Origin of the sequence: Methylobacterium sp. Leaf118 (assembly GCF_920984675.1) — a bacterium.
GTDB lineage: Bacteria > Pseudomonadota > Alphaproteobacteria > Rhizobiales > Beijerinckiaceae > Methylobacterium.
Genome location: NZ_CAKLBV010000005.1, coordinates 71696 through 96238 on the forward strand (window position 1 = coordinate 71696; position 24543 = coordinate 96238).

25 protein-coding genes are annotated in these 24543 nt (G+C 71.5%); 14 read left to right on the top strand and 11 right to left on the bottom strand.

Annotated elements, in window-relative coordinates; all coding sequences use genetic code 11:
* Positions 1 to 94 precede the first annotated feature (94 nt).
* Together LW587_RS03745 and LW587_RS03750 are read right to left on the bottom strand one after the other, a co-directional pair.
* Positions 95 to 1507, bottom strand: a complete 1413-nt coding sequence (locus LW587_RS03745; RefSeq protein ID WP_232628256.1) for an MdtA/MuxA family multidrug efflux RND transporter periplasmic adaptor subunit — start codon at positions 1505 to 1507, stop codon at positions 95 to 97.
* Positions 1508 to 1674: 167 nt separating this feature from the next.
* Positions 1675 to 1869 (bottom strand): hypothetical protein, encoded by a 195-nt coding sequence (locus LW587_RS03750; RefSeq protein ID WP_232628257.1) that lies wholly within the window; start codon positions 1867 to 1869, stop codon positions 1675 to 1677.
* Between the two features lie 531 nt (positions 1870 to 2400).
* Between LW587_RS03750 and LW587_RS03755 the strand changes: the two genes are divergently transcribed.
* From LW587_RS03755 to LW587_RS03765, 3 genes are all read left to right on the top strand, one after another.
* Entirely contained in the window at positions 2401 to 3558 is a 1158-nt protein-coding gene (locus LW587_RS03755) for an aminotransferase (RefSeq protein WP_232628258.1), read from the top strand.
* Between the two features lie 84 nt (positions 3559 to 3642).
* On the top strand, positions 3643 to 4080 hold the full coding sequence (locus tag LW587_RS03760; protein WP_232628259.1) for a DUF4112 domain-containing protein: 438 nt from the start codon (positions 3643 to 3645) through the stop codon (positions 4078 to 4080).
* Between the two features lie 36 nt (positions 4081 to 4116).
* Entirely contained in the window at positions 4117 to 5331 is a 1215-nt protein-coding gene (locus tag LW587_RS03765) for an ABC transporter permease (protein ID WP_232628260.1), read from the top strand.
* 6 nt (positions 5332 to 5337) lie between these two features.
* Here the strand turns inward: LW587_RS03765 and LW587_RS03770 are convergent, their stop codons facing one another.
* From LW587_RS03770 to gloB, 5 genes are all read right to left on the bottom strand, one after another.
* A complete protein-coding gene (locus LW587_RS03770; RefSeq protein ID WP_232628261.1) occupies positions 5338 to 7575 on the bottom strand; it encodes a glycoside hydrolase family 3 N-terminal domain-containing protein in 2238 nt (745 codons plus the stop codon).
* A gap of 232 nt (positions 7576 to 7807) precedes the next feature.
* Positions 7808 to 9010, bottom strand: coding sequence for a GGDEF domain-containing protein (locus LW587_RS03775; RefSeq protein ID WP_232628262.1), 1203 nt, complete (start codon positions 9008 to 9010; stop codon positions 7808 to 7810).
* 119 nt (positions 9011 to 9129) lie between these two features.
* The gene (locus LW587_RS03780; RefSeq protein ID WP_232628263.1) at positions 9130 to 10107 is read right to left on the bottom strand and encodes a tyrosine recombinase; all 978 of its coding nucleotides are present in this window, start codon (positions 10105 to 10107) and stop codon (positions 9130 to 9132) included.
* The gene (locus LW587_RS03785) at positions 10104 to 10256 is read right to left on the bottom strand and encodes a histidine kinase (protein WP_232628264.1); all 153 of its coding nucleotides are present in this window, start codon (positions 10254 to 10256) and stop codon (positions 10104 to 10106) included. The genes LW587_RS03780 and LW587_RS03785 overlap by 4 nt, the downstream gene beginning before the upstream one ends.
* A gap of 165 nt (positions 10257 to 10421) precedes the next feature.
* Positions 10422 to 11201 (bottom strand): hydroxyacylglutathione hydrolase, encoded by a 780-nt coding sequence (gene gloB, locus LW587_RS03790; protein WP_232628265.1) that lies wholly within the window; start codon positions 11199 to 11201, stop codon positions 10422 to 10424.
* A gap of 297 nt (positions 11202 to 11498) precedes the next feature.
* Between gloB and LW587_RS03795 the strand changes: the two genes are divergently transcribed.
* The 4 genes from LW587_RS03795 (at position 11499) to LW587_RS03810 (ending at position 14763) form a co-directional block, all read left to right on the top strand.
* Positions 11499 to 12233: a class I SAM-dependent methyltransferase gene (locus LW587_RS03795; RefSeq protein WP_232628323.1), complete on the top strand. Its 735-nt coding sequence runs from the start codon at positions 11499 to 11501 to the stop codon at positions 12231 to 12233.
* A gap of 150 nt (positions 12234 to 12383) precedes the next feature.
* Entirely contained in the window at positions 12384 to 13061 is a 678-nt protein-coding gene (locus LW587_RS03800; RefSeq protein ID WP_232628266.1) for a MarC family protein, read from the top strand.
* A 65-nt stretch (positions 13062 to 13126) separates the two neighbouring features.
* On the top strand, positions 13127 to 13924 hold the full coding sequence (dapB, locus tag LW587_RS03805) for a 4-hydroxy-tetrahydrodipicolinate reductase (RefSeq protein WP_232628267.1): 798 nt from the start codon (positions 13127 to 13129) through the stop codon (positions 13922 to 13924).
* A gap of 200 nt (positions 13925 to 14124) precedes the next feature.
* Positions 14125 to 14763, top strand: a complete 639-nt coding sequence (locus tag LW587_RS03810) for a 2,3-bisphosphoglycerate-dependent phosphoglycerate mutase (RefSeq protein WP_232628268.1) — start codon at positions 14125 to 14127, stop codon at positions 14761 to 14763.
* A 10-nt stretch (positions 14764 to 14773) separates the two neighbouring features.
* On the opposite strand, the gene bchI is transcribed toward LW587_RS03810, so the two are convergent.
* Positions 14774 to 15787 carry a magnesium chelatase ATPase subunit I gene (gene bchI, locus LW587_RS03815; protein ID WP_232628269.1) on the bottom strand — a complete coding sequence of 338 codons (1014 nt, stop codon included), beginning with the start codon at positions 15785 to 15787 and terminating at the stop codon, positions 14774 to 14776.
* Positions 15788 to 15986: 199 nt separating this feature from the next.
* Between bchI and LW587_RS03820 the strand changes: the two genes are divergently transcribed.
* The 5 genes from LW587_RS03820 (at position 15987) to lptB (ending at position 19624) form a co-directional block, all read left to right on the top strand.
* Positions 15987 to 16343, top strand: coding sequence for a ComEA family DNA-binding protein (locus LW587_RS03820; RefSeq protein WP_232628270.1), 357 nt, complete (start codon positions 15987 to 15989; stop codon positions 16341 to 16343).
* 72 nt (positions 16344 to 16415) lie between these two features.
* Positions 16416 to 17042, top strand: coding sequence for a ribonuclease D (locus LW587_RS03825; protein ID WP_232628271.1), 627 nt, complete (start codon positions 16416 to 16418; stop codon positions 17040 to 17042).
* Positions 17043 to 17250: 208 nt separating this feature from the next.
* Positions 17251 to 18006 carry a lipopolysaccharide-assembly, LptC-related protein gene (locus LW587_RS03830; protein ID WP_442919088.1) on the top strand — a complete coding sequence of 252 codons (756 nt, stop codon included), beginning with the start codon at positions 17251 to 17253 and terminating at the stop codon, positions 18004 to 18006.
* Positions 18003 to 18743, top strand: coding sequence for an LptA/OstA family protein (locus LW587_RS03835; RefSeq protein WP_232628273.1), 741 nt, complete (start codon positions 18003 to 18005; stop codon positions 18741 to 18743). Before LW587_RS03830 ends, LW587_RS03835 begins: the two co-directional genes overlap by 4 nt.
* Before the next feature lie 17 nt (positions 18744 to 18760).
* On the top strand, positions 18761 to 19624 hold the full coding sequence (lptB, locus tag LW587_RS03840; RefSeq protein WP_232628324.1) for an LPS export ABC transporter ATP-binding protein: 864 nt from the start codon (positions 18761 to 18763) through the stop codon (positions 19622 to 19624).
* Between the two features lie 320 nt (positions 19625 to 19944).
* On the opposite strand, the gene LW587_RS03845 is transcribed toward lptB, so the two are convergent.
* Entirely contained in the window at positions 19945 to 21141 is a 1197-nt protein-coding gene (locus LW587_RS03845) for a lytic murein transglycosylase (RefSeq protein ID WP_232628274.1), read from the bottom strand.
* A 287-nt stretch (positions 21142 to 21428) separates the two neighbouring features.
* On the opposite strand from LW587_RS03845, the gene rpsD reads away from it, so the two are divergent.
* Positions 21429 to 22046 carry a 30S ribosomal protein S4 gene (gene rpsD, locus LW587_RS03850; RefSeq protein ID WP_232628275.1) on the top strand — a complete coding sequence of 206 codons (618 nt, stop codon included), beginning with the start codon at positions 21429 to 21431 and terminating at the stop codon, positions 22044 to 22046.
* Between the two features lie 99 nt (positions 22047 to 22145).
* Here rpsD and LW587_RS03855 read toward each other — a convergent pair whose 3' ends face one another.
* Positions 22146 to 22325 carry a DUF1328 domain-containing protein gene (locus tag LW587_RS03855; protein WP_232628276.1) on the bottom strand — a complete coding sequence of 60 codons (180 nt, stop codon included), beginning with the start codon at positions 22323 to 22325 and terminating at the stop codon, positions 22146 to 22148.
* Positions 22326 to 22398: 73 nt separating this feature from the next.
* Positions 22399 to 23724 (bottom strand): chloride channel protein, encoded by a 1326-nt coding sequence (locus LW587_RS03860; protein ID WP_232628277.1) that lies wholly within the window; start codon positions 23722 to 23724, stop codon positions 22399 to 22401.
* Between the two features lie 335 nt (positions 23725 to 24059).
* Between LW587_RS03860 and LW587_RS03865 the strand changes: the two genes are divergently transcribed.
* Positions 24060 to 24497: a DUF3429 domain-containing protein gene (locus tag LW587_RS03865; RefSeq protein ID WP_332839817.1), complete on the top strand. Its 438-nt coding sequence runs from the start codon at positions 24060 to 24062 to the stop codon at positions 24495 to 24497.
* Positions 24498 to 24543: the final 46 nt, after the last annotated feature.

A 24543-nucleotide genomic window follows, 5' to 3' on the forward strand; every position in this document is an offset into this window, starting at 1 on the left:
CCGTTGCTCGGGCCTCGCCGACCAAGGCAGGCCTCCGCGCCCGCGCCGGAGACGCCCGACGGGAGTCTCGGCGTCGCGCGCGATACGGGCCCCATCACTGCGGCCGCCGGCGGCCGCGGCCCTCGGGGGTGCCGGTCGGGGTCGAACCGGTCGCGCTCGGCGGGCTGCTCGACGCGGCAATCGGCGCTCCGGGCGCGGCAGGTCCGGCAGCGGCGCCGGGAGCGCCGGGAGCGGGCGTGCCCGCCTGCGGCCCCGGCGTCTCGCCGACCACCCGCACCGGGGCGCCCTCCCGCAAGCGGTCGGTGCCGTCGGTGACGACCCGGTCGCCGGGGGCGAGGCCCGACAGGACGACGCTGCGGGTGCCGTCGGTCTCGCCCGTCGTGATCGGGCGGACCGTGACCTTGTCGTCGCCGTCCATCAAATAGACGTAGGTGCCGGGCGTGCCGCGCAGGATCGCCGCGTTTGGGACGACGGGGGCGTTCTCGATCGTCTCGACGGTGAGGCGCGCGTTGACGAACTGGTTCGGGAACAGTTCCTCTTCGTCGTTGTCGAAGAGCGCGCGCAGTTTCACCGTGCCCGTGGTCACGTCGATCTGGTTGTCGATCGTGTCGAGCCGGCCGGTGGCGATCTCGTGCTGATCGCCGCGGTCATAGGCGCGCACAGTGAGCTTGGCCCCCTGGCGGAGGCGGCGCATCACCCGGGCCACGTCGTCCTCGGGCAGGGTGAACACCACCGAGATCGGGTGGAGCTGGGTGACGACGACGATGTTGGTCGAGCCGGCGGTGATGTAGTTGCCGAGATCCACCTGCCGCAGGCCCACACGCCCCTCCACGGGCGAGATGATGCGGGCATAGGTGAGATTGAGACGCTGCTGGTCCACGAGCGCCTGATCGGCGGCCACCGTGCCCTCGTTCTGCTTCACCAGAGCCGCCTGGGTGTCGACGTTCTGCTTCGAGATCGAATCCTGCCGATTCAGCGTCTGATAGCGTGTCAGGTCGAGCCGCGCGTTCTGAAGCAGCGCCTGATCGCGGGCGAGCTGACCCTGGTACTGGGCCAGCAGCGCCTCGTAGGGCCGCGGGTCGATCTGCGCGAGGAAGTCGCCTCGCTTCACCGTCTGCCCCTCGCGATAGCCGATCTGGGTGAGGTAGCCGGAGATCTGCGAGCGGACCGTGACGGTCGCGAGCGGGGTCACCGTGCCGAGGCCCTGCAGCACCACCGGCATCGAGGCGGTCACGATCGGGGCGATGCCGACCGCCTGCTTCATCTCGGTGGGTCGTCCGGGACGACCCGCACCGCCGCGGCCCGGCGCGGCGGCCGTCTCCTCGGTCGGGGCGCGGCGCGCCTCGTAGGTGCGGTGGGCGACGGCCCCCACGCCGCCGAGCGCCAGGAGCACGAGCATCCAGCGGCCCAAGCGGTTGCGGCGCCGGGTCGGGGCGGGCGGTGGAAGCGTCGGAACCTCCCGGTATTGCCGGGCCGTGTCCGTGCGGATCGGAGAACTCTCGTTCATCCCTCAAACTCGTCGGAGCAGATCGGTCGGACGGCGGTTCACGTCCCCTCCCCCTCCGAAGATAATGGCGAATCGTCCCGGTGACGGCGCCGTCGATGCCGCATCCCCAGCGCTTCCTCGCGGAAGGCTGCGGAATCGGCCGAACCTCGCCCGGCAATACGGTCTCTCTAGGGCGCCGACGTTTCCGGCGTGTTGCTGGGGACCGGCGGGGACCGACCGGGCTCCGGCGGATGCCCCGCCTGGTACCAGGGCAGAAGGTCGCGGAACCCCTGGTCCACCGGCGTCACCGGCACGGCGGCGCGCAGCAGGAATCCGGCGATTCCGGTTCCAAGCGCGAGCAGGAGGCAGGTGATCAGACGCATGGGATCAGACGCATGAGCCGAGGGAAACCTCACGGCATCGCCCTGGCCAGGATGACGGATGGACGAGAGAGACGGCCGGGATCCCGCGCCGGTTTCCCGAAGAGCGGATACGAAGAAGAGCGGACACGAAAAAGGCCGCCGTGTCGAGCGGCGGCCTCTTCTGTACACGACCGGACCGGCCTCCACTTGGGAGAAACGAGGGGGCGAAGTCCCTCCCCGGTGGTGGCCGGTCCGACCGTGTCCTGAACATGCGCTCACGACTGACGATCGTCAACATTCGTCAGCGCCCGACAGGCGACTTTCGCGCAGATTTCGCCCCCGAACAGCAGGATCGTGTGCGTGAACGCACTTCGAATGTCGCGGTCGCGAAGATTTCGACCAGTTCTCCCGCGCCGGGCCTTGTCCTTCTCCGACGGGACACAAGCAGCGGGCCAGTCTCCAAAGTGGACAGTGTCGGGACGCCTTGCGGGGCCTATCGGGGGCTTGGCAGGGGCCTTGGAGCCGGCTTCGGGTTCTGCGAAGACGCCCGCCATGGACCGCACCTTCAATCCCGTCTTCGCCGAGCTGCCCGAGACCGTGTTCGAGAGGATGTCGCGCCTCGCCCGCGAGCGGGGGGCGATCAATCTCGGCCAGGGTTTTCCCGACGGGCAGGGTCCGGACGACGTGCGCGCCGCCGCCGCCCGGGCCCTGGAGAACGTCAGCAACCAGTATCCGCCGATGATGGGGCTGGCGTCGCTCCGCGCCGCCATCAGCGCCCATTACCGGCACCATCAGGGCCTCGAACTCGATCCCACGAGCGAGGTGATGGTGACCTCCGGCGCCACGGAGGCGTTGGCCGGCGCCCTGATGGCGCTCCTGCGCCCGGGCGACGAGGTCGTGCTGTTCGAGCCGATGTACGACGCCTACCTGCCGCTGGTGCGTCGCGCCGGGGGCGTGCCGCGCTTCGTCACCCTGAAGCCTCCCCATTTCCGCCTCGACGACGCGGCCCTCGCCGCGGCCTTCTCTGAGCGCACCCGCGTCGTCGTCCTCAACGACCCGCTCAACCCGAGCGCCACGGTGCTGCCGCAGGAGGATCTCGCGCGTCTGGCCGCCTATTGCTGCCGCTTCGACGCGATCGCGCTCTGCGACGAGGTGTGGGAGCACGTCGTGTTCGACGGCCACCGCCACCGGCCGCTGATGGCGCTGCCGGGGATGCGCGAGCGCACCGTCAAGATCGGCTCGGCCGGCAAGATCTTCAGCCTGACGGGCTGGAAGGTCGGGTTCGTGATGGCCTGCGAGCCGCTGATGCGGGTGCTGTCGCGGGCGCACCAGTTCCTGACCTTCACGACGCCGCCGAACCTGCAGGAGGCCGTGGCCTACGGGCTCGCCAAGGACGACGCCTATTTCACCGCGATGCGCGCCGGCCTCGCCCGCTCGCGGGACCGGCTCGCGGCGGGGCTGGCCGGACTCGGCTTCACCGTTCTGCCGAGCGCCGGCACCTATTTCCTCTCCATCGACATCGCCGCGTGGGGCGAGGACGACGAGACCGTCTGCCTGCGGATGGTCCGGGAGCACGGCGTCGCCGCCATCCCGATCAGCGCGTTCTATCAGGAGGGGGCGGTGCGCAGCCTCGTGCGCCTGTGTTTCGCCAAGACCGACGCGACCCTGGATGCGGCCCTGGAGCGTCTGGCCAGAATGCGGCCGGCGTGAGGAAACCGTGCGCGCGCTTCCTTGCCGAGCGGGTCGGCCAGGGCCACATCCTCGCACATGACCACGCAAGCCGACACCCCCCGCATGGCCTTCCGCGACCCCGCCGGCTCCGCGCAGATGCGCCGATTCACCGACGCCAGCCCGGAGGCGAGCCTCCAGCGCCTGGAGCAGCTCGCGCATCTGATGGATTCGGCCTTCGTCCTGCCGGGCATCAACCGCCGCGTCGGCCTCGACGCGGTGATCGGTCTCGTGCCGATCGTGGGCGACATCGCCGGCATGGCGATCGCGTCCTACATCGTCTACGAGGCCAGGCGCCTTGGCGCGCCGCGCTGGCTCGTCTGGCGGATGATGGCCAACGTCGCCCTCGACGGCGCGGTGGGGGCGGTGCCGCTGGCCGGCGACCTGCTCGACGCCGCCTTCAAGGCGAACCGCCGCAACGTCGCCCTTCTGCGCCGCCACCTGGAGCGCAAGGGCGGCCTGCGGCCGAGCGAGATCGAGGGCACCGCCATCCGGCTCGATTGAGCCGGGGACCCGGCCGCCCGACGGAGGGGTGAGCCGATGAACGAGAGGCCGCGACCCGAGCCCGACGCGGTGCCCGTCACCGCGCCGGCCCCCGTGCCGCAGGCGCAGGCCCTGCCGCGGGACGCGTCACCGCCCCGCCGTCGCGGCCTGTCGCCGCTCAACCGGCGCCGTCTCGCCAATTTCCGCGCCAACCGCCGGGGTTCGTGGTCGGCGATGATCTTCGCCGCCCTCTTCGTGGTGAGCCTCTTCGCGGAGGTGATCGCCAACGATCGGCCGATCATGGTGGAATACAAGGGCGAGTGGCTGTTCCCGGTCCTCGTCGACTACCCGGACGAGAAGTTCGGCGGCTTCCTGGCGCAGACCGATTACCGGGCGCCGGAGACGCGGCGCGAGATCGAGTCCAACGGCTGGATCGTGTGGCCGCCGATTCCCTACGCCGACAACACCTTCATGAGCGACCTGCCGACGCCGTCGCCCTCCCCGCCGACCTGGGCGCTGTCGGACGCGCAATGCCGCCCCGTCGCCGAGCGGGCGGGCGTCACGGTCCAGGGCCGCGAGCTCGGCTGCCGCGACATCGAATGGCACTGGCTCGGCACCGACAACGCCTCGCGCGACGTGCTGGCCCGGGTGATTTACGGGTTCCGCATCTCGGTCCTGTTCGGCCTCGTGCTCGCCGGCATCTCGTCGGTGATCGGCGTGATCGCCGGTGCCGTGCAGGGCTATTTCGGCGGCTGGACCGACCTGATCTTCCAGCGCGTCATCGAGATCTGGAGCGCGATCCCGACGCTCTACCTCATCATCATCATGTCGGCCTTCCTCGTGCCGAGCTTCTTCACATTGCTGGCGATCCTGACGCTGTTCGCCTGGACCGCCCTGGTCGGCGTCGTCCGGGCCGAGTTCCTACGGGCCCGCAACTTCGAATACGTGCGCGCGGCCCGCGCCCTCGGTCTGTCGAACATCCGCATCATGACGCGCCACCTCCTGCCCAACGCGATGGTGGCGACGCTGACCTTCCTGCCGTTCATCCTGAACGGCTCGATCACGACCCTGACCTCGCTCGACTTCCTCGGCTTCGGCCTCCCGCCCGGCTCCCCCTCGCTCGGCGAGTTGCTGGCGCAGGGCAAGGACAACATCAACGCGCCCTGGCTCGGCCTCACCGGCTTCTTCGTGGTCGCTGCCATGCTGAGCCTGCTCGTGTTCGCGGGCGAGGCGGTGCGCGACGCGTTCGATCCTAGGAAGACCTTCGGCTGAGCGGGCTCAGCGCAGGGCCTGATCCCCACCGGGGGGACCGCGCCAGCCCGTATCCACGGTTACGCCGGCGCTGCGGGTGGCCGTGGAATCGCCGCCGACGGTGACGCGGTATTCCCCGGCCTCGACCACCAGGGTTCCGTCGGGCTCGTGGTAGCCGAGATCCCGCACGGGGATGCGGAACTGCGCATAGCGCGTCTCGCCCGGGGCGAGATCGAGGGGGACGGCGCCCTTGAGCAGGCGTTTCGGGCGGCTGCGAGCCGCGACCGGCTGGCTCAGGTAGAGTTGCGCCACCGCCCGGCCCGGCCGCGCGCCGATATTGGTCACCGCGGCCCGCACCTCCAGCGCCGCGTCGGACTGATCGCCCGGACCGACGCGGGGCGTGAGCACCTCCGGCTCCCCGTAATCGAAGCGGGTGTAGGAGAGGCCGTGGCCGAACGGGAACAGCGGCAGGGGCGAGGCGTCGGCATAGCCCATGGTCCATCGGCTGTTGGGCTGGTGCGGGCGCCCGCCCGGCAGGACGTCGTAGGTCAGGGGCATCTGCCCCACCGACCGCGGCCACGACACGGGTAGCTTCCCGGACGGATTGGCATCGCCGAACAGCGTCTCGGCGATCGCCGGACCGCCTTCGGTCCCGGGGATCCAGGCCATCAGCACGGCATGGGCCCGCTCCAGGGCCGCGCCGAGTTCGGTCGGGCGTCCGCCGAACACCACGAGCGCCACGGGCTTGCCGGGCGCGGCCACCGCCGCGAGCAGGTCATGCTGCAGGCCGGGCCAATCCAGATAGGCCGTCGAGGAGCCCTCTCCCGAGCGGTCGCGCGGTTCGCCCATCACCGCGACGACGAGGTCGGCCTCCTGCGCCGCGCGCACCGCCGCCGGGAAGCCCTCGCGGTCCAGGCAGGTGCGGGAGCACCCCTCCGCGAAGACGACCTCCACGCCGGCTGCGGCGGCCCGTTCGCGCAGGCCGGCCAGGATCGTGACCGTGTCGTGCGGCTGGCCGGTCCCCTCATGGGGCCCGACCTGATCCCAGGCCGCGTCGGCGAAGGGGCCGACCAGGGCGATCCGGCGCACCTTCTTGGGATCGATCGGCAGCACCTCCTCCCGATTCTGGAGCAGGACGAGGCTGGCGCGCGCCGCCTCGCGGGCGATCCGGCGCGTCTCCGGCAGGAGCAGCCGTGCCTCCGCGCCCGCGGGATCGAGGAGCGGCTTGTCGAAGAGGCCGAGGCCGAACTTCAGCCGCAGGACGCGCCGCACCGCCGCATCGACGGCGCCCTCCGGCACCCGGCCCGACCGCACCTCCTCGGGGAGATGGCGCAGGTAGAGACCGCTCGTCATGTCCATGTCGACGCCGGCCAGCATCGCCTTGCGGACGGCCTCCGCCCCGTTGCGGGCGACGCCGTGCTTGACGAGGCTCGAGACCGCCTGCCAGTCCGCGACGACGAGGCCGGAAAACCCGAGCTGGCGCCGCAGGATGCCGGTCATCAAGCCCGTATCGGCGGTGGTCGGCACGCCGTTGAGGGCGGTGAGCGCCGTCATCACCGCATCCGCGCCGGACCGGATGCCGGCACGGAACGGCGGCAGGTGAAGGTCGTGCAGCTCGGCTCCCGACACGAAGGTGGCGTCGTAATCGCGCCCGCCGAGCACCGCCCCGTAGCCCGCGAAATGCTTGAGCGTGCTGGCCAGCCCCCCGTCGCGGAACCCCTCGACCTGGGCCCCGGTGAGCCTCCCGGTCAGCCAGGGATCCTCCCCGAGCCCCTCGACGACCCGGCCCCAGCGCAGATCGCGAGCCACATCCGCCATTGGTGCGAAGGTCCAGTTGATGCCGACCGCGGCCGATTCCCGGGCCATGGCTGCCGTCGACCGGCGGACGAGGAGCGGATCGAAGCTCGCCGCCAGCGCGAGCGGCAACGGGAACACCGTGCGGTAGCCGTGGACCACGTCGAGGCCGACGAGGAGCGGGATCCCGAGCCGGGAGGCGCGGGCGAGCCGGTCGGCGTCGGCGGCGAGCCAGGCATTGCTGAAGTTGATGACCGCCCCGACCTCGCCTCGCGCAAAGGCCCCCGAATCGAGGATCGGCTCGTTGGAGATCAGGTTGAGCTGGCCGGCCTTCTCCTCCAGCGTCATCTGGGCCAAGAGCGCCTCGACCCGCTCCTCAAGGGGGGCGGCTGCGGCGGGGGTGGCGACGGCCCCGAGGGACAGGCAGGCCGCCACCACCCGGCGGACCCACCGCGACACCTGACCCCGCATCGATCCCTCCCGCCCCCGGCCCGGTTCGTGGCCCGCGCCGAAGCGCGGCCGTACGCCGCGACCATGCGACAGGCAGGATGAACGAAGTCCCTCAACCGGAGGTATCGCGATGAGGTCGTCCTCGGAAACGGGACCCATTCCCCGGCCGCCTCGGCATCGTTCGCGCCACGGCGGCCCGCTCACCGGCTACGGTGCGCGCCGTTCGGATCGGAGATTCGCGCGAGACGGATGCTCATCCGGGGGCGCCTGTCGCGAACCGGGATCCGCTTCGGCGTAGAACTCTCTGAGCGGCGAGGTCGACGGCGGCGCGTTCGACCATCACTTGGTCGCGGCCGGCATGTTTGGCGCCGTAGAGGGCGGTATCGGCCCGGCGCAGCAGATCGTCCAGGCCGCCCCCCTGCCCGGTCGCGGCGATGCCGACGCTGACGCTGATGCGCAGATCGGGGTAGTCCGGTGGCGCGATCCGGCCGACGGCGCCGCGCACCGCCTCGGCGATCCGGGCGGCGGCGACCGTGCAGGCCTCCGGCAGCAGGCAGGCGAATTCCTCGCCGCCGAGCCGCCCGAACACGGCCCGGCGCGGCAGCATCGGCAGGGTGGCGTGGCAGAAGGCGGCCAGCACGGCGTCGCCGATGCTGTGGCCGTAATCGTCGTTGATCGCCTTGAAGTGATCGAGGTCGAACAGGAGCAGCGTCGCGGGGCCGGCGGCGAGCCGATGTCCCGCCCGGTCGACGAAGGCCCTGCGGTTGGCGATGCCCGTGAGCGCGTCGGTCTCGGCGGCGAGGCGCTGCTCGTGCTCGGCCCGCTCCTTGGTCAGGGCCATGAACACGAAGGCGATGGCCACCGAGAACAGCGTTCCCGTGAAGCAGAGCGCGGCAAACCAGGGCGACTCGAAGGTGGGCCGGAGCGGGGGCGTCGGCAAGGTGAACGCGAGCGGGATGCGCACCCAGTAGATCCCCGCATAGGCCGCGAGCAGGAAGACAGCCGGATAGCGGGAGACCAGCGGCTCGCTGCGCCCCTGCCAGACCGCGCGCGCGCCCAGCGCGCAGTAGAGGCCGGCGATGGCCGAGGCGAGGATCACCCGAGCGGGAAGGGAGGCGTAGAAGTCCGGCACGAGGCAGGCCGCACCCCAGAGGAGGCCACCCGCGACCGCCCAGCCGACCAGGGGACGCCGCCGCTCGAACGCGCGCACGCCGCTCCAGATCAGGCCATAGGCACCGATCATCAGCGCATTGGCGAACCCGATCGAGACGGCGTCAGGGATCTGGCCGCGCAGAGCCAGAAGGCAGGAGGCGCAACTGCCGAGCAGATGGGCGATGCCCCAAATCTTGAGAGCGGATTCCTTCTGGCTCTGGTTCCACGACAACAGGAACAGCACCCCCACCAAGAAGGTGACGGCTGCGGTCATCAGGAAGAGCGTGGGCACATCGAGGCGCATCGTTGCCCTGGATCAGTGCGGCGGGAAGGGAGCCATCCGCTCTGGGGAGTCTACAGCATCATGTGCAAATGAATTGCAACCTCAGTGCAAGGCTGTGCGGCCGCGGCGTGTCGCCCACCTCAAGAGGTTGCAGTGTCGGGGCCCGCAGCATCGTTGAGTGGGTGCAAATCCCGCACCATTCCCTTCAGCCGCGCATCAAGCACGTGGGTGTAGATCTGGGTGGTGGCGATGTCGGCGTGGCCCAGCAATTCCTGCACGATGCGCAGGTCGGCCCCGTTCTGAAGCAGATGGCTCGCGAAGGCGTGGCGCAGGACGTGCGGGCTGACCCGGTCGGTGCGCAGGCCGGCGGCGGCGGCCACCGTCTTCAGGTCGCGGGCGAAGGCCTGCCGGGTCAGGTGCCCGCTCTCGCTGTCGGCGGGAAACAGGAAGGGGCCGTCCGCGGGCCCGAGCGCCACATGGGCGCGCATCGCGTCCCGGGCGAGGTCGGTGAGCGGCACGAGACGTTCGCGCCCGCCCTTGCCCTTCACGACGAGGTAGCGCTCGCGGGCCGCCGCGGCCGTCCGCGGCAGGGCGATCAGCTCCGAGACGCGCAGACCCGTGGCATAGAGGAGTTCGAGCAGGCACAGCATCCGGACCGCCGCGCGCTGCTCGGCCCGGTCCTCGCCCGCGGCCTCGACCCGCGCGCGGGCGGTCGCGAGCAGGCCGTCGACTTCGGCCACCGACAGCACCTTCGGCAGACCCTTGGTGCGCCGCGGGGCGGCGACCGGCGCGGTCGGGTCGGTCTCCGCGAATCCTTCCGCGTAGAGAAAGCGGTGGAAGCCGCGGATGCAGGAGAGGCGCCGGGCCGCCGACGAGGCCTTGAGGCCGCGCGGCTCCAGGGAGGCGATGTAAGCCCGGACGGTTTCCGCCTCGAGCGCCGCGGGATCGAGGCCGTCCTCGGCGAGGAAGCCGAGATAATCGTCGAGGTCGCGCCGATAGGCCGCCAGGGTGTTGGCCGCCGCGCCGCGCTCGGCGGCGAGCATGTCGAGATAATCCGCGGCCCGATCCAGGTTCCCCGCGATGCCTCCCGGCCCGGGTCCGTCCGGGCGCGCGCTCATCGATTGGCCGGCTGCAGCTTCGAACTCGGGATCGCGACGCTCATCTCGCGGGGCGTCGGCGCGACGAAGTTCGCCAGAGCGAACATGCCGGCGAAGATCAGACCCGCGATGATCGCGATCGTGGCAAGAAAACGGAACAGGGTAGGCAAGGGAACCGGCCTTTCGCCGAAGCTACGCGGACGAGCGGGTCGTGTTGCAATGCGGGACCGTGGGCTTCGATCACACGGGCCCGCCGCGAAGGCAAGATCCGCGAAAGCACAGGCGGCCCCTCAAATCGGAGCCCCCGCCCCCCATCCACGGTCTCGGTCGCCGTCTCAGAACCGGTTCTTCCACGCCCGCAGAGCCGTGAACACCGCCTCGGGGTCCGCCCCCTCCGGCAGGTCGACGGCACGCGCCAAAGCCGGCTCGGCCGAGCGCAGGAAAGGGTTGGTGGCCCGCTCCGCGCCGATGCTCGAGGGGATCAGGAAGCGGTTCTGCGCCGCGAGGCGCTCGGCCTCCGCGGCCCGCGCCGCCAAAGCGGTATTGTCCGGGTCGGCGGCCAGGGCGAACCGGGCATTCGAGAGCACGTAATCGTGTCCGCTGTAGACGGCCGTGTCGTCGGGCAGGGCGAGGAAGCGCCGCAGCGAGCGCCAGAGCGTCGCCGGCTCGGCCTCCATCACCCGGCCGCAGCCAAGTGTGAACAAGGTGTCCCCGGCGAAGACGACGCGGGCCCCGGCGAAATGGTAGGTCACGTGGTCGCTGCAATGCCCCGGCGTCTCCCACACCGCGGCCTCCAAGGCCCCGACCGACACGCGGTCCCCTTCCGCGACGTGACGGGCGGCCCCCGGAACGGACGCGGCGGCCTTGGCCGGCACCGTGACCCGGGCCCGGGTCCGCTCGACGACCTCGGGAATGCCCTCGATATGGTCGGCGTGGCGGTGGGTGACGAGGATGTCGGTGAGGGTCCAGCCCTCGGCCTCGAGCACGCGGAAAACGGGCGCGGCCTCCGGCACGTCGATGGCCGCGCAGGCGCCGGTCTCGGGATCGCGGATCAGCACCCCGATATTGTCGCTCCGGCAGAGGAAGGCGCGAATCTCGGGTGCGGCGTTCGGCATCGGCATGTCTCTCGCGGTCGGACGGTGCTGAGGGTTCGGGAACGGATCGGCCAGGGAAGGGAGTCGAGGAGGGCATCGACCGACCATCGGCGGAACCGGCGCGTCGTGGGGACGGTTCCGTTCGCCGGGCGTCGCCCGGCTTGCCGGGGGGGCCTGCGATCCCCATTGATGCCCCTCAATCGCGTCTCGCGACACGACCCCCGCGCGCCGCGCGGGATGGGTTTCGGCCCTCGGACGTTTCGCGAAGATGGCCTGAAACCCCCGGGAGGACAACCGGCCGTGCCGGCACCCCATCCGATGCGCCTCGACGTGACGGACCTGCGGGCGTTCTATGCGAGCCCGCTCGGCGTCGTCACGCATCGGGTCGTCGCCCGCTCGATGCACGCTTTCCTCGGCTCGGTCTCCGGCCTGCGGGTGCTCGGGCTCGGCTACGTCACGCCCTATCTCGGGCCGGTCCACGTGATTGCCGAGCGAACCCTGGCCTTCATGCCGGCGACGCAGGGGGTGGTGAACTGGCCCTCCAGCGGACGCTCGGTGACGGCGCTCGCCGACCCGACCATGCTGCCCTTGCCGGAGGCCGCGGTCGACCGGGTCATCCTGGTCCACGCCCTGGAGGCGGTCGAGAGTCCGAGCGAGCTGCTCGCGGAAGTCTGGCGGGTGCTGACGCCGGGCGGGCGCCTCATCCTGGTAGTGCCCAACCGCACCGGGGTCTGGGCGCGGCGGGACGCGACGCCCTTCGGCCACGGCCAGCCCTATAGCCGCTCGCAGCTCGTCCGGCTGATGCGCCAGACCCTGTTCTCGCCGGAGGGCTGGGCCGAAGCCCTCTACATGCCGCCGGTCCGCAGCCGCTTCTGGCTCGGCACCGCGGGCGCCTGGGAGCGGCTGGGCACCGGCCTCTCCTTGCCCTTCGCGGGCCTGCACGTGGTCGATGCGACGAAGCAGCTGTACCGCCCGGTCGCCGTGCGGCAGGTGCGCCGGCTGGAGACCCGCGTGCCGGCGCGGGTCCTGCTGCCGGCCGGTCAGCCGGGCTGAGACGGAGCCACCGGAGACAGGGCCGCCGGTCCTGTCTCCTTGCATCCAGCGGACGCGCGCCGCCCCGCCGCCGGGGGGGGCTCTTGACGATGCGGCCTCGGCATCGTGGAGGGATATGCGTCCGAGCGATCCCGGCGGAGCCGTCCACCCATGAATGTCGAGACCGCGCTGACGAGCTTCCTGCTCGCGCTCTCGGGCCTGTTCTCGATCGTCAATCCGGTCGGCTCGGCGCTGATCTTCGCGCAGATCACGGCTGAGCGCACGGGTGCCGAGCGGGCGGAACTCGCGCGCCGCATCGGCTTCTACGCGGCGCTCATCATGCTCGCCGCGCTCTGGGCCGGGGCGCCGATCCTCAACTTCTTCGGCGTGTCGCTGGCGGCCCTGCGCATCGCGGGCGGCCTCGTGGTGGCGGCCTCCGCCTGGTCGCTGCTCTCGGCGCCCGAGGCCCGGGAGGCGCGCAAGCACGCCGAGGCCGGCCCCGAATCGGGGGAGGGATTGGCGGAGGTCGCGTTCTTCCCCCTCACCCTGCCCTTCACGACCGGGCCCGGCACCATCGCGGTCGCCATCGCCCTGGGTGCCAACCGTCCGGCGGAGGGACCGGAGCGGATCGGCTTCTACCTCGGCGCCTCCCTGGCGGCGCTCGCCATCGCCGGGATGGTGCGCCTCGCCTACGGCTCCGCCGACCGGGTCGTGACCCTGATCGGGCCGGTGCGGGCGCGGGTGCTCGGGCGGCTCTCCGCCTTCCTGCTCCTGTGCGTGGGCACGCAGATCACCGTGAACGGCGTCACCGACGTCCTCGAGCCGCTTCTCGCCGCCCGACGCGGCTGACAGGCTTGATCTTCCGGCGATTGCGGTAGAAGCGCCCCTCGGGGACGCCGTTCGGAGCCAAGGTGATGAAGCTCGTCGTTGTGGGCGCCGAGGGGCGCATGGGGCGGATGCTGATCCGCGCGGTGGCCGAGGCCGAGGGCTGCAGCCTGCACGGGGCCGTCGAGCGCGCGGGCTCGCCCGCCATCGGCCGGGATGCGGGCCTGCTCGCAGGCGTGGGCGAACTCGGCGTGTCCGTCTCCGACGATCCGCTGGCGCTGTTCGTGGCCGCCGATGGCGTGCTCGACTTCACGACGCCGGCCGCGACGGTCGCCTTCGCCGAACTCGCCGCCCAGGCCCGGATCGTCCACGTGATCGGCACCACCGGCTTTTCGCCGGACGATCTGAGCCGGCTCGAAGCCGCGAGCTACCATGCCCGGATCGTGCGCTCGGGCAACATGTCCCTCGGGGTGAACCTGCTCGCCGGCCTCGTGCGCCGGGTCGCGGCGACCCTGGGCGAGGAATTCGACATCGAGGTGCTGGAGATGCACCACCGGATGAAGGTCGACGCCCCCTCCGGCACCGCCCTGCTGCTCGGCGAGGCGGCAGCGGAGGGACGGGGCGTGTCCCTCGCCGACACGCGCGTCTCGACCCGCGACGGCCATACGGGGGCGCGCCGGCCCGGCGAGATCGGCTTCGCGACCCTGCGGGGCGGCTCGGTGGTCGGCGACCACAGCGTGCTCTTCGCCGGTCCCTCCGAGCGGATCACCCTCTCTCACCATGCTGAGGACCGGGCAATCTTCGCCCGCGGCGCACTCAGGGCCGCCCAATGGGCCTTCGACAAGCCGCCGGGCCAGTACGGCATGGCCGATGTGCTGGGATTGTAGCGGTCAAAGTCCAGCGCGGGGGCCTGACAGGCTCGGCGATCCGTAGCCAACCCCCGTCATGATGCACTGCAGCACGCTTGGGGCGGGGCGAAGCCTCTGCTAAGCAGCGCGGCCATTCGGCCTCGGCGCTTCGGCAGCGACCCGCGGCATTCCGGCGCCGGCTCGCTCGGGCCCCGCCCCTCCAGGAGACGGACCTCACCATGGAGCGCACGCTCGTCCTCGCTCGCCACGGCCAGAGCGAGTGGAACCTCAAGAAGCTGTTCACCGGCTGGCGCGACCCGGACCTGACCGAACTCGGCGTCGCCGAGGCGCGCAATGCCGGGCGCTGGCTCAAGGCGCAGGGCTCCGGCTTCGACGTCGCCTTCACCTCGAACCTCAAGCGCGCCCAGAAGACCTGCGCCCTGATCCTGGAGGAGATGGGCCTGTCCGGGATCGAGACGATCCGGTCCGAGGCGCTGAACGAGCGCGATTACGGCGACCTCGCGGGGCTCAACAAGGACGATGCCCGCGAGCGCTGGGGCGACGCGCAGGTCCACGAGTGGCGCCGCTCCTACGACGTGCCGCCCCCGGGCGGCGAGAGCCTGAAGGACACCGCGGCCCGGGTCCTGCCCTACTACATCCAGACGATCCTGCCCCGAGTGATGCGCGGCGAGCGGGTCCTCGTGGCGGCCCATGGCAACTCGCTGCGGGCGCTGGTGATGGTGCTCGACGGCATGACGACGAAGACCATCGCCAGCCTCGAGATCGCGACCGGTATCCCTCTGGTCTACCAGCTCAAGGCGGACACCACGGTGGATTCCAAGCTGATCCTCGACAAGGACATCGACCACGACACCTGAGCCCCGGGGCTCAGGCGGCGCCCAGCACCTCCTCGACCGCCCGGGCGACCCGGGCCGTCGAGCCCGATTCGTCGAGCGGGTTGCGGCGCAGGCGGTGGCGCAGTGCGCTCGGCGCGACCTGCCGGAGATGGCTGAGGGCGACGGTGTCGGCGCTGTCCAACGCCGCGGCGGCGCGGGCAGTCCGCATCAGGGTGAGTTCGCCGCGCAGGCCGTCGGTGCCGAGCGCGAGGCAGAGCCGGGCCGCCGCTTCGAGCACCGCATCCGGCACCGCGACGCCCCGGAGACGCTCGCGGGCTGACAGGATCGTCTTCTGTAACGCCTTTTCCGGCTTCGCCTGCGCCGCGCAGAACCCCTCCGGGTCGCGCTCGTAGGCGTCGCGGCGGCGCACCACCTCGATCCGCGTGGCGATGTCGGTCGGCGTGCCGACCTCGCAGGCGAGGCCGAACCGGTCGAGAAGCTGGGGGCGAAGCTCCCCCTCCTCGGGATTGCCGCTGCCGACGAGCACGAAGCGGGCCGGATGGCGCAGGGACAGGCCCTCGCGCTCGACGGTGTTGACCCCGGAGGCCGCCACGTCGAGCAGCAGGTCGACGAGATGGTCCTCCAGCAGGTTGACCTCGTCGATGTAGAGGAAGCCGCGATTGGCCCGCGCCAGGAGGCCCGGCTCGAACGCCTTCTCGCCGCGTGTGAGCGCCCGCTCCAGGTCGAGGGCGCCGACCACCCGATCCTCGGTGGCACCGAGCGGCAGATCCACCACGGGCACGGGGATGAGGTGGCTCTTGCCCCGCCCTTCGGCGCAATGCGGGCATTCGGCGGCGGGGGCGTCCGGGGCGCAGGAATAGGGACAGCCCGCCACCGCCCGGATCTTGGGCAGGAGCGCGGCCAAGGCCCGGATCGCCGTCGATTTGCCGGTGCCGCGATCTCCGAAGACGAGGACGCCGCCGACCGACGGATCGACCGCCGCAATCAGCAGGGCCCGCTTCATCTCCTCTTGGGCGACGATGGCGGTGAAGGGAAAAGCTGGCACCGAGAGGGCGATCCGTGGCTCGAGCGCCGGACCGAGAGGCGCTCGGCGGGCGGGCGCGATCATGCACGATTCCGCCGGGGGAGCCAGCCACGCTTGCGCTGATCGGTGGAGGTCGCCGCCTCGACCCTGGACACGACGCGCGCCCGGGCGTCCAGTGGCGTCCCTCGTCCCTCGTCCCTCGTCCCTCGGGAGACCCGACATGCGTGCCCCGCTCCTGCGCACCCTCGCTTTGCTGAGCCTCCTCGCCGCGGCGCCGGCCCTCGCCCAATCCCCGAGCTCGGTGCCGTCCCCGGGCGCACCCAAGCCTCCCACCGCCCCCGCGGCGCCGACGGCACCGGCCAAACCCGAGGCCGCGGGCGAGAAGACGGCCCTCATCGACATCAACACCGCGAGCGCCCAGGAACTCAGCGCACTCAAGGGCATCGGCGAGGCACGCTCGGCCGCGATCGTGAAGGGCCGGCCCTACCGGGCCAAGGACGAGCTCGTGCACAAGAAGATCATCCCGGAGGCGGTCTATGCCGAGATCAAGGACCGGATCATCGCCCGGCAGAAGTAGGCGGGCTTTCCCAAGCGGGCCTGAGGATGCTAGGCGCGGGAGCCCCGCTTCGCCGCCCGATCGTTCCGTCCCATGGCCGCCCAGACCTCGCGCATCCGTCTCCACCGGGGCGACCTGCCCGCCGATTTCGCCCCCGGTGCGGCGATCGCCATCGACACCGAGACCCTGGGCCTGAACCCGCGCCGGGACCGGCTCTGCGTGGTCCAGGTCTCCCGCGGCGACGGGAGCGCCGACGTGGTGCAGATCCGGCCGGGCGACGCCGCCGAGCGGCTCAAGGCGGTTTTGGCCGATCCGCGCGTGCTCAAGATCTTCCACTTCGCCCGCTTCGACCTCGCGGTGCTGTTCCAGGCCTTCGGGGTGATGCCGGGCCCGGTCTACTGCACCAAGATCGCCTCCAAACTCGCTCGCACCTACACCGATCGGCACGGGCTCAAGGACGTGGTCCGCGAACTCGTCGGCGTCGACCTGTCGAAGCAGCAACAATCCTCGGATTGGGGGGCGGACACCTTGAGCCAGGCGCAGGTCGATTATGCGGCCTCCGACGTGCTCCATCTCCACGTCGCCCGCGAGCGGCTCGACGCCATTCTGGCCCGCGAGGGCCGCACGGCGATGGCGGAATCCTGCTTCGCCTTCCTGCCGACCCGGGCCCGACTCGACCTCGCCGGCTGGCCGGAGACCGACATCTTCGCCCATTCCTGAGAGGTCCGACCCCGCCGCAGCTGATGCGGCGGCGCCACGGGGCGGGAGAGAGTACCGAGACGGTCCATTTCGGATCGCCGCCGTGCGGGGGCGCACGCGGGCGCTGTTGATCATTTCTTGCAGGCGAGGCCATAACTTCGCCACCGCGCCGGGTGATCCGGCCGGCCCTGGCGCGACCGCTCAGCGCGCCGACCCTTTCGGGAACGCGATGCAGGTGGCCGACCCCCCCCGGACGGACCTCGACGCCCTGGCTGCGAACGAGAACGCGCGCCGCCGCCGGGCGCATGGCCGCGCGCGCCGCCACAGCGCCCAGGTGCGCACCCTGCGCCGGGTGATTCCCGCGGCGGCGGGCCTCGCCGTGTTGGGCCTCGCGGCCGTCGTGCTCTGGGGACCCCTGGCGGGAAGCCTGCCCGACGTCGAGATCGGGCCGATCTCCGTCTCCGGCAGCAAGGTGACGATGGAGAGCCCACGCCTGTCCGGCTTCCGCAAGGGCGAGCGCGGCTACGAGGTCACCGCCTCGGCGGCGCAGCAGGACGTGCGCAAGCCCAGCATCATCGAACTTCAGGCCATGAAGGGCCACGTCGCCACCGACGATCGGGGTGGGCGGGCCTATCTCCAGGCGCAGGGCGGCGTGTTCGACTCCACCCGAGAATCCCTGACCCTGGAGCGGAACATCCGGGTCTGGACCGACAAGGGCGAGGAGATCCAGCTCTCCGTCGCGACCGTCGATTTCAAGGCCGGCAGCCTCCACTCGTCCGAACCCGTGAAGGTCACCGTGCCGGCGGGCTCGATCGTGGCCGACACCCTCGACGTCGTCGAGAACGGACGGGTCGTCTCCTTCGTCGGCCGCGTGCAGGCCGTGTTCCACGAGGCGGCGCCCGACGCGACCGTGGTGGCGAGCCGCCACGAGGCGGCCGAGCGCATCCGCACGTCCGCGGCGGAGCCGCCGGAGGCCAACCGATGAGCGCGCTCGCCACCCGGGCGCTGCTCGCCGCCCTCGCTCTGGCGCTCACCGCCCCCGGCGCGGGCGCCGTGGCGCAGGCGCCGGCTGGCGCGACGGCCAAGGACGTCTCGAAGGATGCCGGGAAGCCGGCGCCCCTCGGCACGGTCGGCGGCGGCAAGGGCCCGATCAAGATCGACGCCGACCGGCTCGACGTGTTCGACAAGGAGAGCAAGGCGGTTTTCGCCGGCAACGTCGTGGCCGTGCAGAGCGACAGCACGATCCGCTGCTCGGCGCTGACCGTCCATTACAAGCGCGACCGGGACAAGGATCCCGGCCGGACCGGCGGCGCCGAGGCTGCGGCTCCGAAGGACGCCAACGCCCTCGCCGGCAACGGCATCCGCAAGGTCGAGTGCGCCGGCCCGGTCACCGTCTCCCAGAAGGATCAGGTCGCCACCGGCGACAACGCGGTGTTCGATCAGGAGGCCAAGCGCATCATCCTCACGGGCAACGTCGTGCTCAGCCAGTGCCAGAACGTCACCCGCGGCTCGCGCCTCGTCTACGACATGACGACCGGCCGGGCGAACATGGATCCGGTGGCGGGCGGGCGCGTCTCGGCGATGTTCGTGCCGGGCCAGGGCGGCGAGGCCAAGGGCGGCAGCGGACCGAAGGGCTGCGCGCAGCCGGCCGTGGCCGGTAAGCCCGGCGCCCGGCCGGCCGCCGAGAAGCCCCCGGTCAAGACGCGGGCTCAGGCGAACTGACCATGGCGGGTGTTGCGATGCCCGCCGCGGTGCCGTTGCGCGCGGGCGCCGACGCCGCCCCCGCTGGCCGAGGCCGCAAGGGCTCGCTGTTCGGACGGTGGCTGGGCCGTGCCGCCCCCCGCAGCGAGGCGCGCGACCCGACCGCCGAGGGCGGAGGGCCCGGCATCCTGCAGGTGCGGGGTCTGCGCAAGAGCTACGGCACCCGCACCGTCGTCCATGAGGCGGGCCTCACCGTCCATAACGGCGAGGCGGTCGGCCTGCTCGGCCCCAACGGCGCGGGCAAGACCACGATCTTCTACATGATCACCGGATTGGTGCCCGCCGATCGCGGCTTCATCAGCCTGGACGGTCTGGAGATCACCCATCTGCCGATGTACCAGCGGGCGCGCCTCGGCATCGGCTACCTGCCCCAGGAAGCCTCGATCTTCCGCGGCCTCACGGTGGAGGACAACATCCGCGCCGTGCTCGAGGTGGCCGAGCCCGACCGCAAGGCGCGCGAACGCAAGCTCGAATCCCTGCTCGAGGAGTTCGACATCGCCCGTCTGCGCAAGTCGCCCTCGATCGCGCTCTCGGGCGGCGAGCGCCGCCGCTGCGAGATCGCCCGAGCGCTCGCCTCCTCGCCGACCTTCATGCTCCTCGACGAGCCCTTCGCCGGCATCGACCCGATCGCGGTCGGCGACATCCAGGACCTCGTCAAGCACCTGAAGCAGCGCGGGATCGGCGTGCTCATCACCGACCACAACGTGCGCGAGACGCTGGGGCTGATCGACCGCGCCTACATCGCCCATTCGGGCCGCATCCTCACCGAGGGCACGCCCGAGCAGATCGTGGCGAACGAGGACGCGCGGCGGCTGTATCTCGGCGAGGATTTTCGCCTCTAGGTCCCCGCCGGCTGGCTCTCGTCAGAAACCCGAGCGGACAACGTGCGGGATCGCGCCCCGACTCACAGAAGGCTCGTCATTCCGGAGCGCTGATCGGCGAACCCGGACCCGCAGGGGCGCGACGGAGGCTGCCATAGACGGACTGTCGGCGACGCGGGTTCAGCCGCGCATTCCGGGTGGATACCGGGTTCCGCGGAGCGGCCCCGGAATGATTGCCATGCGTGACCGCAGGAGTCTTCCCAATTCATCCGTCCGGGTTCGAACGATGGGTCGCGGTGGCGGGTGCGCGAAGTTTTGCCACCGCCACTTCCTTCAGGCCGTCAGCCCCGCCGCAGCGCCTCCAGCACCTTACCGCCCGGCCGGCCGGTGGCCGGCATGCCGAGCCGGCGCTCCACGTCCTTGATCGCCTCGCGGGTCTTCGAGCCGACCTTGCCGTCCGGCTCGCCGACATCGTAGCCGCGGGCGATCAGGCGGGATTGCAGGTCGCGGCGCTCGGCGCGCGACAGCGGCGGATCGTCGGTCGGCCAGTCGGCCTGGACGCCGGGGCGCCCGCGCAGGCGGTCGGACAGGACGGCGATGGCCAGACCGTAGGATTCGGCGGCGTTGTAGGAGTAGATCGCGTCGAAGTTGCGCGTCACGAGGAAGGCCGGGCCGTTGATGCCGGCGGGCGCGATGATCCCGGCGGGGCCCTCCCCGCTCAGCGGGCGACCATCGACCCGCGTGACGCCGAGGGAGGCCCAGTGGCCGACGGCATGCTTGTTCTTGCGGCCGGCGCCCGCGACGTTGAAGCCGCGCGGCAGCTTCACCTCGTAGCCCCAGGGCTGCCCGTTCGACCACTTGGCGACCCGCAGGAAGTTGGCCGTGGAGGCGACCGCGTCGGCGACCGAGTCGACCACGTCGCGGCGCCCGTCGCCGTCGCCGTCGACCGCGAGGCGCTGGTAGGTGGTCGGCATGAACTGGGTCTGGCCGAAGGCCCCGGCCCAGGAGCCGGTCAGCCGCGAGGCTTCGATGTCGCCCCGCTCGATGATCTTCAGGGTGGCGATGAGTTCGCCGCGGAAGAAGTCGCGGCGGCGGTTGCCGGAGCAGGCAAGGGTGGCCAGCGACTGGATCAGCGGCATCTTGCCGAGATTCTTGCCGAAATTCGACTCGACACCCCAGACCGCGGCGATGGTGTGGCGGTCGACGCCGTAGCGCGCCTCGGCATTGGCGAGGGCGGCAGCGTGCTGGCGCATGGCGGCGCGCCCGTCCTCCACCCGCTCCTCGTCGACCAGCGCGGACATGTAGTCCCAGATCGGCGTCTTGAACTCGGGCTGGGCCTGGGACAGCTCGATCACCTTGTCGTCGAAGGTGATGCCGCTCGTCGCCGCCCGAAACGTCTGCGCCGAGACGCCGGCGCCGGCCGCCTGGGCCTGGATGCCGGCGAGGCAGGACGGGAAGTCGGCCCGCGCGGGCGTGGCGGCGAGGCCCGTGGCGAGCGCCAGGGCGATCAGGCTGGCGCGGGGCGGCGGCGTCGGCATGGTCGGGTCTCTCCGGCGAGTCAGCGGCTTTTCGGGGCCAAATCAGGCGATACGAGGGTTAACGAAGCGTGACGAACCTCCATCCCGGCGCGCCGACGGCGTTCGGATTTGACGCGGCCGCCCTTCTCGTCTAGCACGCCGCCTGCGGTCGGGGCTCCTCAGCGGGGCCCCGCATCGTTTTCATGCGCACCCGCGAGCGGCAATGTCCGCTCTGTCGCCCGCGCGGCTCCGGCCGGGCAGGAGAGGAGGGCGCGTTCCTCACCAGTCTTGTTCCAGAGGAACAGCGAATGTCAAAACGCGTCCAGGCGAAGCACAAGCTCGATCGCCGCATGGGCCAGAACATCTGGGGCCGCCCGAAGAGCCCCGTGAACCGCCGTGAATACGGTCCCGGCCAGCATGGCCAGCGCCGCAAGGGCAAGATGAGCGACTTCGGCACGCAGCTGCGCGCCAAGCAGAAGCTCAAGGGCTATTACGGCAACATCACCGAGAAGCAGTTCCGCCGCTACTACGCCGAGGCGATCCGCCTGCGCGGCGATTCCGGCGAGAACCTGGTCGGCCTGCTGGAGCGTCGCCTCGACGCCGTCGTCTACCGGGCGAAGTTCGTCGCGACCCCGTTCGCCGCGCGCCAGTTCGTCAACCACGGCCACGTCAAGGTCAACGGCCGCCGGGTCAACATCCCGAGCTACCAGGTCAAGGCCGGTGACGTGATCGAGGTGAAGGAAGCCTCCCGCCAGCTCGAGTTCGTCGTCGTGGCGAGCCAACTCTCCGAGCGCGACGTGCCGGACTACATCGAGGTCGATCATCAGAAGATGACCGCCCGCGTCACCCGGATCCCGGGCCTCTCCGAGGTGCCCTACCCGGTGCAGATGGAACCGAACCTCGTCATCGAGTTCTATTCGCGCTGATCGGTTTCCCGATCTGCCAACAACGGAACAGGGCCGCCCCTCGGGGCGGCCCTTTCTCGTTCACGCAGTGTTTCTCGTTCACGCACCGCGCGGAGCGGTTCAGAAGACCGCCTGGCCGATGGCGAGGGCGATGACCACGATGATGATCGCCAGGACCAGGAAGAGACCGAACAGGATGCGGGCGATCGAGCTCGCCCCGGAGGCGATGCCCGTGAAGCCGAGCCCGCCGGCCACCAGGGAGATCACGAAGGCGATGGCGGCCCATTTCAGGAGGGTCATGACGGAAGACTCCACAACGTAAGCGGAGCAGGAATTCCCGTGGGGACCGGGGCGTTCCGTCGCCGGGCCGGATTCATCGCTTCTCCGCCTCCGCCGCCTGCCGCACCAGGAGCTCGGCGAGGGCGTGGTAGAGCCCGTGGCGGCAGACGAGCTTCGACACCGCGTCGGCGATCAGGGCGGCCAGCATCAGCGGGATCATCATGGCGTGGTCCTGGGTCATCTCGGTGACGATGACGAAGGCGGTGATCGGCGCCTGGAGCACGCCGGTCAGGTAGGCGACCATGCCGACGAGCACGAGCGCGCCGACGGGCGCCTGCGGCAGCAGCAGGGCGACCTCCGCGCCGAGGCCCGCGCCGACGGCGAGCGAGGGCGCGAACAGGCCCCCCGGGATGCCGCTGATCGAGGAGAACACGGTCGCCAGGAACTTGAGCGGGGCGAAGTCCCAGCGCGGCGCCTCCTGCCCGTGCAGGATCGCCCGCGCCTCGTCATAGCCGGTGCCGTAGGCGCTTCCCCCGGAGGCGAGGCCGCACAGTGCCAGACCGAGCCCGCACAGGGCCGCGAACAGGATGGCATGGCGGCCGATCCAGGCGCCCGCCCGGCCCGGCAGGCCGCGGGCGACGGCGATGACGATGCGGCTGAAGACACCGCCCGCGAGGCCGCCCACGACGCCGAGCAGGGGCACCGCGATCCAGCCGGCTTCGAGGGGCAGCCGCGCCTCCGTCTTCCCGAAATACGAATAGTCCCCGAGGATCGCGAGGGAGGTCAGGCCGGCGGCGACGATGGTCGCCACGACGAGCCCGCTGCCGCTCCGGTCATAGGCCCGGCCGAGTTCCTCGATGGCGAACAGGATGCCGGCGAGCGGCGTGTTGAAGGCCGCCGCCACCCCGGCGGCACCACCGGCCAGGAGGAGGCCGCGCATCCGCTCCGGGCTCAGGCGGCCGAAGGCGGCCATGATCGCCGCCCCGACCTGGACCGTCGGCCCTTCCCGCCCGACCGATGCGCCGCAGAGCAGGCCGAGCAGCATGACGACGATCTTGCCGAACGCGACCCGCAGCGAGATCAGGGCGTGACGCGCCCCCGCGTCGGTGATGGCCCGGGCGGCGATGACCTGCGGGATGCCCGACCCCTGCGAGTTCGGGAAGACGGTTCGGGCAAGCCACGCCGCGAGGGCGAACCCGGCCGGGCAGAGCACCAGCGCGAGAGCCGGCGACAGCGTGAGCAAGTGGCGAAACACCGCCTGCGCGGCGTCCGCCGCCATGGCCATCAGGACGGCCGCCAGACCGACGCCGATGCCGCCCGCGACGAACAGGCCGCGCCGCCGCCAGACCGTCCAGCGGCCGCGGGACGGATCGTGCAGCCGGCGCAGGGCCGCCTGGAGGGCCGGGAGGGGAAGCGGCATGGGATCGCGTTGGCGGGAGGGCGTCGGCCGGGGATAGCAGGTATCCTGCCGGCCAAGCTCGGGCGCAATCCCGCGGCACCCTTCGGAGGGACGTCGGAGCGGCGCCGGTGTTCCCCGGGGGCGGGCCGTCGACCCGCGTTTGCTGCCCTGGTGTGCCCCGCCGGACCTTGCGCACGACTTTTTCGCCATGGCAGCGTCGCCGTGCGCTGCGGCGATGCAGCAAATGGTCCCGGTTGCCGGAACCGTCGGAAGCCGCAGGTATGGATGCGGCGGAAACCGCAGCGTCGGCACGGGCCGGCGCGGTGTCGGGCATCGGGATCGACCGGGGAGACGGCATGGGGCGGCTGACCACGGTTCCGGCGAGCGCGGTGCTGCTCGGCATCGCCGGACTGATCCCGTTCATCGGCTTCGCGGCCCTGTCGGTCAGCGGGTCCGATGTCGGCCTCGGTATGATCGGCCTGTCGCCGCGGACCATCCTCTCGGCTTACGGAGCGGTGATCGCCTCGTTTCTCGGCGGCATCCGCTGGGGCGTCGCGGCGGCGCGCGGCGCCGGCTGGCCGGATTACCTCCTCGCCATCGTGCCCTCGCTGCTCGCCTGGACGGCGCTCGCGGCACCGGCGCCCTGGGACCTGCGCATGCTGGGCGTCCTGGTTCTGGTCTGGGGCCTCGTCGACCAGGATCTCTCCCGCCGGGGCCTCGTGCCCGTCTGGATGAGCCGGATGCGGCTGGTGCTGTCGGGTGTCGCGGGGGCCTCCCTGCTGGTCGCGGCCTGAGGCCGTCTCGCGCCGGCCCGGGCAGCCATCTCGGAACGACAGCCCT

Coding starts and splice junctions, on each gene's coding strand:
- LW587_RS03820 (WP_232628270.1), top strand. CDS start 15,987: ATGCGTGCCCCGCTCCTGCGCACCCTCGCTTTGCTGAGCCTCCTCGCC.
- LW587_RS03755 (WP_232628258.1), top strand. CDS start 2,401: ATGGACCGCACCTTCAATCCCGTCTTCGCCGAGCTGCCCGAGACCGTG.
- LW587_RS03760 (WP_232628259.1), top strand. CDS start 3,643: ATGGCCTTCCGCGACCCCGCCGGCTCCGCGCAGATGCGCCGATTCACC.
- LW587_RS03780 (WP_232628263.1), bottom strand. CDS start 10,107: ATGAGCGCGCGCCCGGACGGACCCGGGCCGGGAGGCATCGCGGGGAAC.
- LW587_RS03800 (WP_232628266.1), top strand. CDS start 12,384: ATGAATGTCGAGACCGCGCTGACGAGCTTCCTGCTCGCGCTCTCGGGC.
- LW587_RS03770 (WP_232628261.1), bottom strand. CDS start 7,575: ATGCGGGGTCAGGTGTCGCGGTGGGTCCGCCGGGTGGTGGCGGCCTGC.
- LW587_RS03830 (WP_442919088.1), top strand. CDS start 17,251: ATGCAGGTGGCCGACCCCCCCCGGACGGACCTCGACGCCCTGGCTGCG.
- LW587_RS03860 (WP_232628277.1), bottom strand. CDS start 23,724: ATGCCGCTTCCCCTCCCGGCCCTCCAGGCGGCCCTGCGCCGGCTGCAC.
- gloB (WP_232628265.1), bottom strand. CDS start 11,201: ATGCCGAACGCCGCACCCGAGATTCGCGCCTTCCTCTGCCGGAGCGAC.
- LW587_RS03765 (WP_232628260.1), top strand. CDS start 4,117: ATGAACGAGAGGCCGCGACCCGAGCCCGACGCGGTGCCCGTCACCGCG.
- lptB (WP_232628324.1), top strand. CDS start 18,761: ATGCCCGCCGCGGTGCCGTTGCGCGCGGGCGCCGACGCCGCCCCCGCT.
- rpsD (WP_232628275.1), top strand. CDS start 21,429: ATGTCAAAACGCGTCCAGGCGAAGCACAAGCTCGATCGCCGCATGGGC.
- LW587_RS03810 (WP_232628268.1), top strand. CDS start 14,125: ATGGAGCGCACGCTCGTCCTCGCTCGCCACGGCCAGAGCGAGTGGAAC.
- LW587_RS03845 (WP_232628274.1), bottom strand. CDS start 21,141: ATGCCGACGCCGCCGCCCCGCGCCAGCCTGATCGCCCTGGCGCTCGCC.
- LW587_RS03835 (WP_232628273.1), top strand. CDS start 18,003: ATGAGCGCGCTCGCCACCCGGGCGCTGCTCGCCGCCCTCGCTCTGGCG.
- LW587_RS03750 (WP_232628257.1), bottom strand. CDS start 1,869: ATGCGTCTGATCACCTGCCTCCTGCTCGCGCTTGGAACCGGAATCGCC.
- LW587_RS03865 (WP_332839817.1), top strand. CDS start 24,060: ATGGGGCGGCTGACCACGGTTCCGGCGAGCGCGGTGCTGCTCGGCATC.
- LW587_RS03795 (WP_232628323.1), top strand. CDS start 11,499: ATGCGCCTCGACGTGACGGACCTGCGGGCGTTCTATGCGAGCCCGCTC.
- LW587_RS03745 (WP_232628256.1), bottom strand. CDS start 1,507: ATGAACGAGAGTTCTCCGATCCGCACGGACACGGCCCGGCAATACCGG.
- LW587_RS03825 (WP_232628271.1), top strand. CDS start 16,416: ATGGCCGCCCAGACCTCGCGCATCCGTCTCCACCGGGGCGACCTGCCC.
- dapB (WP_232628267.1), top strand. CDS start 13,127: ATGAAGCTCGTCGTTGTGGGCGCCGAGGGGCGCATGGGGCGGATGCTG.
- LW587_RS03775 (WP_232628262.1), bottom strand. CDS start 9,010: ATGCGCCTCGATGTGCCCACGCTCTTCCTGATGACCGCAGCCGTCACC.
- LW587_RS03855 (WP_232628276.1), bottom strand. CDS start 22,325: ATGACCCTCCTGAAATGGGCCGCCATCGCCTTCGTGATCTCCCTGGTG.